The organism is Pseudoalteromonas tetraodonis, from assembly GCF_002310835.1.
Lineage (GTDB): Bacteria > Pseudomonadota > Gammaproteobacteria > Enterobacterales > Alteromonadaceae > Pseudoalteromonas > Pseudoalteromonas tetraodonis.
In genome coordinates this window covers 133,513-147,069 of the sequence record NZ_CP011041.1, presented here as the reverse complement: position 1 = coordinate 147,069, position 13,557 = coordinate 133,513, and the positions used below count along the sequence as shown (strand labels likewise).

The following is a 13,557-nucleotide window of genomic DNA, read 5'->3' as shown; positions in this document are numbered from 1 at the left end:
CGAAAAAAATTAAACTCTGTGTTATGCATGTAACGAATAATGCTAACATGCAAGGCTACTATTAAAAAAATAACAGACTATGGCAATTAATGTTTTATTGGTTGAAGATGACGAGCTGCTAGTAAAGCGCATCCAAAATCATTTTATAAATACCGAGTTCTCTATTGACGTTGACGCAACGGGTGCCGATGCTTTAAGCATGGTCAAAAGCCGTGTAAATCAGCGCAGTGCTATTTCCTTGGCAATTATTGATATTGTGCTGCCAAAGCGCAATGGTTTACAACTTGCCAAAGAGTTAAATACGCTCACCGATATTGGTGTTATTTTGTTATCGAGCCGTGACTCACAAGCTGATCGTATTGCTGGTCTTGCTCAAGGTGCCGATGACTATATTTGCAAGCCTGTCGATTTACTCGAGCTTGAGTTGAGAATGCGCGCTTTATACAAACGTATTGCAAACAATCAACACGACGATGACAGTGAAGAGTTTATCGAATACGCTGATTTTAAACTCCATCCAGATAACCGCACACTCATTACAGCCAGTGGGATTGAATCACGGCTCACCGAAGCAGAGCATAAAGTGCTTATTTGTTTAATCGGCAATGCCGGTAAAGCCACTTCACGTGAAAAAATATCAGAAGAAATTGGCCAGCCTGATTGGAGCCCCAACGATCGTACCGTAGACGTGTTAGTGGGTCGTTTACGTAAAAAGCTGAACGATGAGAAAGATCAAAAACGCATCGTCACCGTGCGTGGTAAAGGCTATATGCTATCTATTTAGTATTGGGTTAACTGCGATAATAAACGCTCAAATGCCCGATAATTAAGCGCTTCTTTAAGTTCATTTAAACTAATTTGTGGCGCGCCTTTTAAATCACTAATGGTACGCGCTACTTTTATCACTCTATGATAAGAGCGCGGCGATAACGCCAGCTTTTCACTGGCTCTAGCTAAAAACTGTAGCTCCGCAGCGGGTAACTCACAGTATAAGCTCATTTCTTTGTTATTTAGCCGCGCATTCACTTTACCTTGGCGTTTTAATTGTATTGCATAAGCCGCTTCTACTCGCGCTCTCACTTCAGCACTGGTTTCTTCTGCAGTCGTACTTTGTAGCTCCACGCTGCTTAGTCTAGGGAGCTCAATTTGCAAATCAATTCTATCGATAAACGGTCCTGATACCCGCGATAAATAACGCATCACTTGATCAGGGGTCGCCCGTTTATCATGATGGCACCCTGTCGGGCTGGGATTAAGTGCTGCAATAAGCTGAAACTGTGCCGGAAATTCCATTTGTCTTGCCGCGCGCGAAATCGTCACGGTTCCGGTTTCCATTGGTTCTCGTAACGAGTCCAGTACTTTGCGCTCAAATTCAGGCAGCTCATCTAAAAATAATACGCCATTGTGCGCTAACGATATTTCACCGGGTTTAGGGTTAGACGAACCGCCTACCAGCGCAACTGCAGAGCAAGTGTGATGAGGATTTCGAAATGGTCGCTGACGCCAGTTGGTTAAATCGATTGAGTGGCCAATAATGGAATACAAAGCAGCGGTATCAATGGCTTCATCATCTGACATGGTTGGCATTATTGTAGACATTCGTTGCGCAAGCATTGATTTGCCGGTTCCTGGTGGCCCTAAAAATAGTAGGTTATGTCCACCTGCGGCAGCAATTTCTAGTACTCGTTTAGCACCGGGTTGGCCTTTTACATCACTTAAATCGAGTAAAAAGTCTGGCGCTTGGGTACAGTCAGGGTAGGCAATATTCAATGGTAAAGGTTGTTGGTTGAGTAAGTCTCCCCACACCTCTTGTATAGAGCTTACCGCTTTTCGTTTTACACCGCTGACAAGGCTGGCCAAACTATCGTTTTCAAGAGGAAGAAAGCAACAACGGTTTTGCTCTTTAGCACCGAGCACTGAGGGTAAAATAGCATTCACTGCACGTATTTCACCATTAAGTGCAAGCTCACCATAAAACTCATACTTATGAATATCAGGGCAGACTATTTGCCCCGATGCGACCAAAATGCCTACCGCAATCGCAAGGTCAAACCGCCCGCCGTCTTTTGGTAAATCGGCAGGTGCTAAATTAACGGTAATACGTTGATCGGGAAATCCAAATTGAGAGTTTTCAAGAGCGCTGCGTACTCTATCCTTGGCCTCTTTAACCGATGCTTCGGGTAAGCCGACAATATGAAATGCAGGTAAACCATTCCCTAAATGCACTTCAACCATAACCTCGGGGGCATTAATTCCTACTTGTGCGCGAGAAAATATACGGGCTAACGACATTCCTTATCCTAGTTAACTGCTGTATTAAACCAGTTTAGTCAGGATATTTAAAAACATGTAATATAATCTTCCATTTAATGGCCGAAAAGCGCAGCAATAAGGTCATTAACATACTCAAGATCATCGCCACTTCCACCGTTAAAGATAGGTTTATAGCTAAGGTATATACAATACCACCAGCAATACAGGTAATAGCATAGAGCTCACCTTTGAGGAGCATAGGAATATCGCGGGCAAGCACATCGCGAATCAATCCACCAAAACAGGGGGTGATCACCGCCATAATAATAACCGTCATATCAGGCATACCGGCCAATTGCGCTTTTTGTGCTCCCATTACCGCAAAAAAGGCTAAACCAAATGCATCGGCTGTTTGTAAAACATAATAAGGAATCGATTTTTGTTTATTGATCAGTCGTGTTGTAACAAGCACTGCGGCTAAAATAGCATAGAAGTAGCTTTGGTCGTGTAACCAAAATACGGGTTGATCGAGTATCACATCGCGAACAGTACCGCCACCAATAGCCGTAACGGTTGCAAGCACAACCACACCAAAGCCATCCATTTTCTTTTCATAGGCAACCAAGGTGCCCGATATAGCAAATACCGCTACGCCAATTAAATCAAACCAGTGATAGAGTTCAGTCATAATTTTGATTACAAAAAGTTTTAAAGAGTTTAACGCATAGCATACTAAATATTCAGCAATAACACTTTCAAAAAGTAGAATTAGAAAAGAACAGCAGAAATACGTGTTAAAAATAGCGTGAGGGAATATGAATTTTAGGCATAAAAAAACACGCTTTAGGCGTGTCGATTTAATAAAACATGTTATTTCAGTGGTTGCGGGAGCCGGATTTGAACCAACGACCTTTGCTGGCTAATGGAGAGCTGGGTCCGACGCGCTTTTAGGCGCACTGAATTTCAGGCATAAAAAAACACGCTTTAGCGTGTCGATTTAATAAAACATGTTATTTCAGTGGTTGCGGGAGCCGGATTTGAACCGACAACCTTTGCTGGCTAATGGAGAGCTGAGACCGACGAGCTACCCATTTCACTGAATTTTAGGCATAAAAAAACACGCTTTAGGCGTGTTGCTTTACTATAACTGTTTATTTCAGTGGTTGCGGGAGCCGGATTTGAACCGACGACCTTCGGGTTATGAGCCCGACGAGCTACCAGACTGCTCCATCCCGCGCCTGAAATTGCAGATTTATTTATAGTTGCTTACATTACAACTTGGCTTCCAATGAAAAATTGGTTGCGGGAGCCGGATTTGAACCGACGACCTTCGGGTTATGAGCCCGACGAGCTACCAGGCTGCTCCATCCCGCGCCTGTATATTTTAAGTCTATCGACTACTTAATTTAATCTCTTAAGTTAGAGTTTACAGTAACCTAAAACCTCTAAAGGAAATTGGTTGCGGGAGCCGGATTTGAACCGACGACCTTCGGGTTATGAGCCCGACGAGCTACCAGGCTGCTCCATCCCGCGCCTGTAATTTCTTTGTAACAGTATCGTGTTATTCACAAGCCTGTTTCGAAGAGAGCGCTATAATATAGGAATAAACCTATAATGCAAGGTTTTACTAATTAAAAACGTTTAAGTGAACAAAAACCCATCAAACGGCTATTATTACACTAATCGCTGATGTGGGTTTATCATTTTTTGCCACTCCCAATCGGGATGACCCATAACAATAAAGTCTGGGTTTTCTGTGCTTTCCCTTTGGTTATAGGTCAGAGGGTTAAACTCAGCATCGGTAATACACCCCCCCGCCTCTTCAACTATTACTTGTGATGCGCCAGTGTCCCATTCACCAGTGGGACCAATTCTTAAAAAGCAGTCAGCTTTACCTTCAGCAACAATACAAGCTTTAAGCGAACATGAGCCTAAAGCCACCGTTGCAAATTGCGCATTTAAATACTGACTCACGGCTTCTATTTTTTGGCGGCGACTTACAGCCAAAGTTAAACTTTCGGGAGGCGCTACAAATATTTGTTTATCATGCTCGCCTTTACGCTTAAACGCCCCATTATTAGCGGTAGCAAAATAGGTCACGCCTTTTGCTGGCCAATGAATCACTCCCAATACAGGATGATTATTTTCTATCAGCGCAATATTAACGGCAAAGTCGCCGCTTTCTAATATAAATTCACCGGTGCCATCCATCGGATCAAGCAGCCAATAGCGTTGCCAGTGCTGCCTGTCTTCCAATGCTGGGATCGGCGTCTCTTCGGACATAATAGGAATATCGGGAGCTAGCGCTTTTAAGCCAGCAACAAGTACATCGTTTGCGGCTAAATCTGCTTTAGTAACTGGCGTATTGTCTGATTTTTCTTGTTGACCAATATCATCTTTTTTATAAATAGCCATAATTGCATCACCTGCACTTTGGGCAAGTGTTATGCATGGTTCAAGTAATTTATCCATTAGTCGCTCCTGAGGCTAAGTACTTATCTAATAATAGCAGAGCGGCAACACTACGTGCTTCAGTAAAGTCAGGTTGTTCTAATAGCGACTGCCACTGCGCAAGTGGCCATTTAACAAGCACTAATGGCTCTGGCTCATCACCTAATAGGGTTTCAGGGTATAAATCTTTAGCAAAGAGAATATGCATAGTGGCATTGAAATAACTAGGCGCCATAGTGACCGTTTTAAGTGCTTCAAAGTATTCAGCACCAAAGCCAATTTCTTCTTTGAGCTCTCGGTTTGCCGCTTGCTCAGGTGTTTCACCGGGGTCAATTAATCCTTTAGGGAAACCTAACTGATAATCATTGGTGCCGGCGCAATACTCTCGAACGAGTAGTAGTTCGTTTTCAGCTGTGATGGGTACAATCATAACGGCTCCACGGCCACCGCCGCGAATTCGTTCATACTGACGCTCTTCGTCATTTGAAAATTTTAGTTCTAAAGACTCCACAGTAAATAAGCGACTTTTAGCGACAACATTATTACTGAGAATTTGTGGTGGTGTTGGGTGCTTTTTCTGTGTCATGGGCATCAATTTGCTATCATTGCAGTTATACTAATCATATACCCAAATGAGTATAAGATGCGAGTTTCAGTTTGAATTAAAAGCAATTTAAATGCAGAATTAATCATAAAATATCTTACCCGTAGTTAAGGTTAAATATTTATCTGGCGTTATTGAATTCGCCCTTAATATTTCATCATTGGGTATATGTTTTTAAAGTTCAATTAACAGAGCCCATTATATTTCGCTTGCAAGCATTTCATCGCAACGTAGTCATTTAACGCCTCAATTTCCACAAGGATATATCATGCTCAATTGGTCAAAAATCGATACTGTATTACTCGACATGGACGGGACTTTACTTGATTTACATTACGACACTGACTTTTGGCTCAATGTTGTTCCACAACAACATGCTCTGGCTCAAAATATCAGTTTTGAGGCAGCCCGCGCAGATATCTTAAAACGCTATCAGGCTGTGAGTGGCAAAATTCAGTGGTACTGCTCTGACTATTGGGAAGCACAGCTAAACTTACCTATTCTCGAACTAAAGCGCCAGTCTGCTCACTTAATCAAAATTCGTGAAGACGTTCCGCATTTTTTAACTGAACTTCGACGTGCAGGTAAAGAACTCATTTTACTTACCAATGCTCATCCAGAATGCGTAATGCTTAAATTTGAACATACCGCCATTGATAACTACTTAGACGGGGTGGTATCAACGCATGAATATGGGGTAAGTAAAGAGCAACAAAGTTTATGGCACAAGGTTCAAGGGGATTTAGGGTTTGATAAACGCCGCACATTATTTGTAGATGACAGCTTACCGGTATTAAATGCCGCACGAGAATACGGCATTGAGCATTTACTTGCGGTTGCTAACCCGAATAGCCAGCAACCACATAACGATATAACCGATTACTTAAGTGTCACCGATTACCGTAAGCTTATTTAGGGTCTGTTGATCTTTCAAGGTTAAATTTGCAGCAGTCTGTTTGGTATTTAGGCAAGGCAGAGCCTATGTGGTGTGGTTATTCCCCATAAATAGGCGATAACGCAGCATCAATGCCAAACAGGCGCTGCCCGAAGGGTTCTGCCTAGGGGCGATTTACTCTTTGTTGCTCGGTTTTTACTTAGCCCACTAGGTTACAAACCTCGCGTCGCGATTAAACCGCCCCTAATTTGAACAAATTGTAATCCGCAAAGGTCAACAGACCCTGGCTTATTCGCCCTGAGGGTAACGCGCTACTAAGCCTTGATATACCTGTTTTGCAAAATCTACATGCTCAGTATCAAGGCTTTTAACTACTTCAACTAAGTGTTCGTTATCTTCTTTGCCATGCCACACTTTAATGTAGCTACCCTCTTTGTAACCATGATCCTGACGGAAGAAGTTCAGCGTATTTTTACCCACATAGCCACGATATAAATCATCAATATCCATACCGATTTGTGCCATACAACCGGCAAAAGCAGCCGCGTTAAAGGTTTTATTGGCAACCGCACTGGCTGCTAATAATTCAAGCGTTTGTTTAAAATCATCACCTTGCTGTGGGGCGCTCATTTGAGTTTGTAGCTGTGTTGCTATTTGCTCGTAGCTGGTCTCACCGTCGATACGTAGCGATAAACCAAAATGAAAAATATCAACCAGCTCTAAAATTACTTGTTCAGTATCTGGCGTTTGTTTTTTCCACCATTTCCAACCGTAATGATCCAGCATTTCTGCACATTCAACCCAAATAGCTCTATACCATTCAAAGCCTTGACTAAACCATTGCTCATGTACTTTGGTATTCATGGCATTTTGCATTTCTAGCATAACAACTAGTTTGTTTAAATTCGCAGACATATTGGTTCCACTGTTGGATTTATAATTAGAGTAATAATACAGATAATATAACTTAACGACCAGCCGAAAACTCATGCCACGAGTTGATCAGATCAACAAAGTCTTCAAAACCACAACCACTGCTTAAATCATTCTCTTCCAGCATGAGTTCGTCATCTTGGTAGGCTAATATATCTTCGTTATCTTGATGCAGCGCATGTGCTTCGAATAATGCTTCATCTTTAGAAAGGATCAGATCAATTTCTTGGCCTTTAAGTGTTACCGGCTCAAAGCTTGAACTCACCGAGCTAATAAGTGCCTGCACCATCGCCACTTTATCTTTGCCTATTTCTTCATTTAACCAGCGGCCTATAATCGCGTGCTCGCTGCTAATTTTAATTCTTAACCCACTAATAGGATCGCGAATGAATTGGTATTCCATAACTTTATTCCAGTACTGCTAATACAACAGATTATAACCTAATCAGCTATGAATAATGAAAGCCAGATACAAAAATAGCGCCATAAGGCGCTATTAAAGTATGCTCACTATAGCTAACTATAGCTAACCGCCTGAGCGATAGCGGGCAGCATCAATAATTGCCCATAAATGGAATACGGCTCCAACAATGGCTGGAACAACTAAAAACCATAACGCGTAGCCGCCAAAAACCAAAATGGCAAACACCAGCGCCGCTAAAATACGACCCTGAACCAACTGCCCTAAACCTGGGAAAAAAATATTACATAGAGCGGCGATTACATTTCCGCCAGAACCTTGTTGAGACATACTAACCTCTGTAGTTTAATTAATTTTGTATTTGTACTTATTATTTATACTTACACACTTTATGCCAATTTATTAAGGCTTACAAATCATACAGTTAAATTATTACGAATTTATCAGTTTAGTATTTTTTGCCAAAAATAAGTCAAATTAGCAATTTTAAATAGCTATTTTAGTTACTTGCTCAGTTTATACTGTTAACTATTCAACAACTTAAATACGTATTTTATAAATAGCTGTTTATAAAAACAGTATTTTATTTAGCCTAACAAAAACACCTGTTATACTGCTCTCATTATTGATTAAAAAGGCGTAACGATGGACGTTTCAGAATTACTCGATGGCTTAAATGATAAACAACGCGATGCCGTTGCAGCGCCATTACAAAACATGCTGGTATTAGCAGGAGCAGGTTCAGGTAAAACTCGAGTATTGGTTCATCGTATTGCCTGGTTAATGCAAGTAGAACAAGCCTCTGCCTATAGTATTTTTGCGGTAACCTTTACTAATAAAGCCGCTAAAGAAATGCGCTCACGAGTTGAAGAGACATTAAAAGCACCTGTAGGCGGCATGTGGATTGGTACTTTCCATGGTTTATCGCACCGAATTTTGCGTGCACATCATCGTGAAGCAAACTTACCAGAAGCCTTTCAAATTTTAGACTCTGACGATCAGCTTCGTATGATCAAGCGCTTATTAAAATCGATGAATATTGATGATAAAAAATGGCCGGCAAAGCAGTTTGGTTGGTACATAAGCGCTAAAAAAGATGAAGCTCTGCGCCCTAAAGATATTCAGGCATACGATATTAACGAGCAAATGATGCTGCGTGTTTACGCGGCCTATCAAGAAGCTTGTGATAGAGCGGGCCTAGTTGATTTTGCAGAAATATTACTACGTAGCTATGAGGTTCTTAAAAATAACCCAACCTTGCTGCGTCATTATCAGCAGCGCTTTGCGCACATGCTTGTAGACGAGTTTCAAGATACCAATACAATTCAGTATGCGTGGTTAAAACTACTTGCGGGCGATACCAGCAGCATCATGATTGTAGGCGATGATGACCAAAGTATTTATGGTTGGCGCGGCGCAAAAATAGAAAACATTAAACGCTTTTTAACCGATTTCGACGCAGAGACGATTCGCCTTGAGCAAAATTACCGCTCGACTGCCACTATTCTTAAAGCCTCAAACGCGTTAATTCAAAATAACTCCGAGCGAATGGGTAAAAGTTTATGGACCGACGGTAACGACGGTGAACCTATTTCTATTTATGCTGCTTTTAATGAGCTAGATGAAGCGCGCTTTGTGAGTAGCAAATTACGTAGCTGGCTTAATGCGGGTAATGCACTTCAAGATGCGGCTATTTTATATCGTAGTAATGCGCAATCGCGGGTACTTGAAGAAGCAATGCTACAAGAAGGTTTAAAATACCGAATTTATGGCGGTATGCGATTCTTCGAACGGCAAGAAATTAAAGATGCTCTTTCATACTTACGCTTAGTGGGTAACCGCCAAGATGATGCGGCATTTGAGCGAGTTATTAATACGCCCGCCCGCGGCATTGGCGATAAAACATTAAGCCATATACGTGACTGCGCTCGCGCTGAATCTTTGCCGCTTTGGTATGCTGCTAAAGCCATTGTAGAGCAACAGCATTTATCGGGTCGCGCTTCTGGAGCTGTTGCCAAGTTTGTTGAGTTAATTGAACATATTGAAGATAAGATTAGTGACTTAACGCTGCACGAGCAGGCTAAATATGCCATTCAAACCTCAGGGTTAATGGCAATGTATCAGGCTGAAAAAGGTGAAAAAGGCCGTGCTCGGGTTGAAAACTTAGAAGAATTAATTAGCGCCTGCGATCAATATGAACTCCCTGAAGAGGAAGAATTCAGTTCACCACTACAAGGCTTTTTAGCCTACACCTCGCTTGAATCAGGTGAAGGGCAAGCTGATGAACATGAAGATGCGGTACAAATGATGACGCTTCACTCAGCTAAAGGCTTAGAGTTTCCGCTGGTATTTATGGTCGGTGTTGAAGAGGGCATGTTCCCATCACAACAAAGTAATGAAGAAACGGGCCGTTTAGAAGAAGAACGCCGCCTTTGTTATGTAGGTATGACCCGTGCTATGGATAAACTGTATATAAGCCACGCAGAAAGCCGCCGTTTATATGGTCAAGAAAAATACCACAGCCCATCGCGTTTTTTACGTGAAATACCCGAAGACTGCGTAGAAGAAATTCGCATTAAAACCCAGGTTTCTCGCCCGCCAGCAGCTGGTCGCTTTAGTGCATCGGTTAGCCATGCCGCCTTTGAAGAAAGCGGGTTTAATTTAGGTCAACGGGTGCTACATGCAAAATTTGGCATTGGTACGGTGCTTAATTACGAAGGCAGTGGCGCACAATCGCGAGTACAAGTTAACTTTGACGACTTAGGTAGTAAGTGGTTAGTAACAGCTTATGCAAGACTACAAGCCGTTTAACCGCGTTATAGAGCATCTGCAACAGCAGCTAACGAATGCTAAACATCGTCAGTTACTGTTGCTTACAGGCGATAAAAATTGGTGTTATGAGCAATGCACTCAGCTGCTTGCTCAATTACAGCAACCCTCTTTTGTTCTTTCTAAAAACACAAATTTAGTTAATGCACATTGGCCAGAGCATACCCATCAAATTTTAGGGCAAGAATGCGCCCATGCTGTTTATGATGGCTACAGTGGACTGGTGCCAGATAAACTAGCAGCCTTAGCGGGCGTAGTTCAAGCGGGTGGCTTTTTAATTGTATTACTTCCACCGCTCGAATCACTTGAACATTGGTGCGATCCTGCGCTGCCATTATTTCAATCATTTGGACAAGCGCATCAATACAGCTTTTTTAATCAACGCTTAAAGCACTTACTGAGCAACGCCTCCTTATTACATTTTAATCAACAAGATGGCTGGGTTACTCTTGCCGACATTGATTCATCAGCAGGTACAATAGATTTTACCGAGCAACAACAATGTGTTGAATTAATAAAAAAAACCGCGCACGGACGGGCAAATAGACCATTATTGATTAATGCTGATCGGGGACGGGGTAAATCAGCGGCATTAGGGATTGCCGCAAGCGAGCTCAGCGATAAAAAAATCCTCATCAGCTCTATGCAATTTCGCGCATTGCACAGCAGCTTTAAACATTTAGCAAACGCACTTAATTTGGAGTATCAAGCAGGCAATAAATGTATTGCAAACATGCAATATATTGCACCTGATCAGCTACTTAACGAACAGCCTGAGTGTGACTTGCTATTAATTGATGAAGCGGCAGCAATCCCTGTTCCAATGCTCATAAAACTACTCCACCTTTATCCTCGCGTGGTATTTTCAAGCACCATGGTTGGCTATGAAGGCAATGGTCGCGGCTATATTCTAAAGTTTACTCGCTACATTAAAACGCATTTTAAAAATATGCGCAGTATGACTCTTGAGCAGCCTATTCGCTTTGCAAAGCAGGACCCATTAGAGCAGCACATTCGCACGTTATTAGCCTTAGATGCTGAACATCACAGCCTCACCTTACACTCTACCCCTCTGCAATTTAAGCAGTTACAGGCACATCAACTTGCTAGTAACGAGTCACTACTTTATCAAGTGATTGGGTTGCTAACGCTGGCACATTATCAAACCAGTGTGAATGATTTACGCCACTTACTAGACGCCACTAAACAACATGTATTTGTTTGCCAACAAGGTGATAATATTCTCGGTGTCTGTTTAATTGCGATTGAAGGTGGGTTTAATGCCGCCATGAGCAATGAAATAGCACAAGGAAAGCGCAGGCCTCAAGGTCACTTAATGGCACAAACGTTAGCACAATTGAGTTTTAATGCTGATGTTTTAAAACAACACTGCGCCCGCGTGGTGCGTATTGCCATTGATCCACAGCATCACAACAAAAAAATAGGCACACAGTTACTTAAATACTGTGAACAGCAATTGCAGAGCGAGTGTCATTGGTTTGGTGCCAGCTTTGGTGGCAATGCGCAATTACTCAGTTTTTGGCAAAGTAATGGCTTTGATTTAGTTAAACTCGGTTTTCAAAAAGATAAGGCAACGGGCGAGCACAGTGCATTAGTTGTTAAAAGCTTAACTAAAAGTGACCAACTAGTAGAGCAATTAGTAGCACAGTTTGAAGCCGATTTCCCTTTGCAACTACTCGATCACTATAGTCAGCTTGATTATCAACTGGTCGCGAAAATTATCTCTCATTTTAATACTCATACCGGCAGTATCACTGAGCAATCAAGATTAAAGTCTATGTTAACAAGTGACTACCAGCTTTTTAATATAAAACCATTACTCTGGCGACGTTTTTGGGCATTGCCGTATAGCTTGCCAACCGATGACGATAATTTCCAATATGTTTTTATTAGGCTAGTATTACAAAATTGGACACCGAAAAATATCCAAAGTCAGTTAGGTTTGAATGGCACAAAGTCATTTAATACATTATTTAAAAAGGCTGTAAATAATTGGTATGAGCGCATTTCGCATAATAGTAAACCTTAACATTGTCCTTATAGCATTAGTGCTTGGGCAAACTTTCGCGCATGCCGAGCAAACCAACGACAAAGTAATTAAGCTGGGCATGTCTACTGCACTGACTGGCCCTGCTAAAAATATTGGCCAACAGTTACATAAAGGTAGCAGCGTTTATTTTGACAAAGTTAATAACGCTGGCGGTATTAATGGCGCTAAGGTGCTACTTTTAGTTGCTGATGATCACTATGAACCCAAACAAACCGTTAATAATACTCGTGAGTTTATTTACACAAATAAAGTTGATGCCCTGTTTGGTGCAATGGGTACCCCAACCAGCCATGCAATTATACCTTTACTAGAGCAATCAAAAATTCCGTTCTTAATGCCTTTTAGCGGGGCGAGCTTTCTACGTGAAAAACCGTCAGTTAAAGCATTTAACTTAAGAGCAAGCTATAACGACGAAGCACAAGAACAAATCAAATACCTCGTTGAAGAGCATAAGCATACTAAAATAGGGCTGTTTATACAGGCTGACGAATTTGGCTTATATGTAGAATCAGGACTAAGAGAAGCACTAGCAAAATATAGTCTTACACCGGTAATAGTTGCTCGCTACAAACGCAATAGCCAAGATGTGGAGTCAGCACTTAATACCTTAAAATTAAGCGGAGTTACGGCAATCTGTTTAGTCGGCACTTATGAACCACTCTCTGAGTTTATTAATAGCGCCCAAAAGCAAGGGTTTAATCCTGAATATACTAGCGTTTCGTTTGTACCCAGCTTTGACTTATTTGATGAAGTAAACTCACCATCAAATATTATGGTAACGGAGATTGTTCCAAACCCACTAAATTGTAACGATAATTTTTGTACTGAGTTTTTAGCCGATATGCAAGCGAGCAACATCAAAAAACCGAGTCGTCTTCATTTTGAGGGTTATATTAACGCTATGGCATTTAGCAAAGCAGCGAAAAACTGTCAATTCCCCCTTCAGCAATCCTGCCTGATGAATGAGCTTAATTCTTTATTAGTAACCGATACACTTATCCAAAAGTTATTCATAAATACTGAAAACAACAATAAACGTAATGTTTATCGCTCTTATTATGTGAATAAATAAATACCTTGCAAATATTGTTCTATCCTTA

At 41.6% G+C, this 13,557-nt stretch carries 12 protein-coding genes and 3 tRNA genes; 5 read left to right on the top strand and 10 right to left on the bottom strand.

Translation table 11 applies throughout. The features are described 5' to 3' along the window. Positions 1–79: 79 nt before the first annotated feature. Positions 80–784 carry a response regulator transcription factor gene (locus PTET_RS00705; RefSeq protein WP_013463763.1) on the top strand — a complete coding sequence of 235 codons (705 nt, stop codon included), beginning with the start codon at positions 80–82 and terminating at the stop codon, positions 782–784. On the opposite strand, the gene PTET_RS00700 is transcribed toward PTET_RS00705, so the two are convergent. The 7 genes from PTET_RS00700 to nudE all read right to left on the bottom strand — a co-directional run bounded on the left by PTET_RS00700 (position 781) and on the right by nudE (position 5,290). Further along, on the bottom strand, positions 781–2,292 hold the full coding sequence (locus PTET_RS00700; RefSeq protein WP_013463762.1) for a YifB family Mg chelatase-like AAA ATPase: 1,512 nt from the start codon (positions 2,290–2,292) through the stop codon (positions 781–783). The two genes, PTET_RS00705 and PTET_RS00700, sit on opposite strands and share 4 nt — an antisense overlap. Positions 2,293–2,326: 34 nt before the next feature. Beyond that, positions 2,327–2,941 carry a trimeric intracellular cation channel family protein gene (locus PTET_RS00695; protein WP_024601286.1) on the bottom strand — a complete coding sequence of 205 codons (615 nt, stop codon included), beginning with the start codon at positions 2,939–2,941 and terminating at the stop codon, positions 2,327–2,329. Positions 2,942–3,413: 472 nt separating this feature from the next. Continuing rightward, positions 3,414–3,490 (bottom strand) — tRNA-Met (locus tag PTET_RS00690). A 60-nt stretch (positions 3,491–3,550) separates the two neighbouring features. Then, a tRNA-Met gene (locus PTET_RS00685) sits at positions 3,551–3,627 on the bottom strand. An 82-nt stretch (positions 3,628–3,709) separates the two neighbouring features. Then, positions 3,710–3,786: transfer RNA gene (locus tag PTET_RS00680), tRNA-Met, on the bottom strand. A 141-nt stretch (positions 3,787–3,927) separates the two neighbouring features. Continuing rightward, positions 3,928–4,725, bottom strand: a complete 798-nt coding sequence (gene cysQ / locus PTET_RS00675; RefSeq protein ID WP_028835908.1) for a 3'(2'),5'-bisphosphate nucleotidase CysQ — start codon at positions 4,723–4,725, stop codon at positions 3,928–3,930. Then, positions 4,718–5,290 carry an ADP compounds hydrolase NudE gene (gene nudE, locus PTET_RS00670; RefSeq protein ID WP_024601288.1) on the bottom strand — a complete coding sequence of 191 codons (573 nt, stop codon included), beginning with the start codon at positions 5,288–5,290 and terminating at the stop codon, positions 4,718–4,720. The genes cysQ and nudE overlap by 8 nt, the downstream gene beginning before the upstream one ends. 286 nt (positions 5,291–5,576) lie before the next feature. On the opposite strand from nudE, the gene yrfG reads away from it, so the two are divergent. Further along, positions 5,577–6,224: a GMP/IMP nucleotidase gene (gene yrfG, locus PTET_RS00665; RefSeq protein ID WP_024601289.1), complete on the top strand. Its 648-nt coding sequence runs from the start codon at positions 5,577–5,579 to the stop codon at positions 6,222–6,224. A 267-nt stretch (positions 6,225–6,491) separates the two neighbouring features. On the opposite strand, the gene PTET_RS00660 is transcribed toward yrfG, so the two are convergent. The 3 genes from PTET_RS00660 to PTET_RS00650 form a co-directional block, all read right to left on the bottom strand. Beyond that, the gene (locus tag PTET_RS00660; protein WP_024601290.1) at positions 6,492–7,118 is read right to left on the bottom strand and encodes a dUTP diphosphatase; all 627 of its coding nucleotides are present in this window, start codon (positions 7,116–7,118) and stop codon (positions 6,492–6,494) included. 52 nt (positions 7,119–7,170) lie between these two features. Then, positions 7,171–7,539, bottom strand: coding sequence for a YacL family protein (locus PTET_RS00655; protein ID WP_013463756.1), 369 nt, complete (start codon positions 7,537–7,539; stop codon positions 7,171–7,173). A gap of 123 nt (positions 7,540–7,662) precedes the next feature. After that, entirely contained in the window at positions 7,663–7,887 is a 225-nt protein-coding gene (locus PTET_RS00650) for a hypothetical protein (RefSeq protein ID WP_036955616.1), read from the bottom strand. A gap of 315 nt (positions 7,888–8,202) precedes the next feature. Here PTET_RS00650 and uvrD point away from each other — a divergent pair, with 315 nt between their 5' ends. From uvrD to PTET_RS00635, 3 genes are read left to right on the top strand one after another with little or no spacing between them, the layout of a single operon-like run. Further along, the gene (gene uvrD / locus PTET_RS00645; RefSeq protein ID WP_008108265.1) at positions 8,203–10,368 is read left to right on the top strand and encodes a DNA helicase II; all 2,166 of its coding nucleotides are present in this window, start codon (positions 8,203–8,205) and stop codon (positions 10,366–10,368) included. Next, a complete protein-coding gene (locus tag PTET_RS00640) occupies positions 10,346–12,436 on the top strand; it encodes a GNAT family N-acetyltransferase (RefSeq protein WP_096038083.1) in 2,091 nt (696 codons plus the stop codon). The genes uvrD and PTET_RS00640 overlap by 23 nt, the downstream gene beginning before the upstream one ends. After that, entirely contained in the window at positions 12,405–13,529 is a 1,125-nt protein-coding gene (locus PTET_RS00635) for an ABC transporter substrate-binding protein (protein ID WP_096038082.1), read from the top strand. Before PTET_RS00640 ends, PTET_RS00635 begins: the two co-directional genes overlap by 32 nt. Positions 13,530–13,557 lie beyond the last annotated feature (28 nt).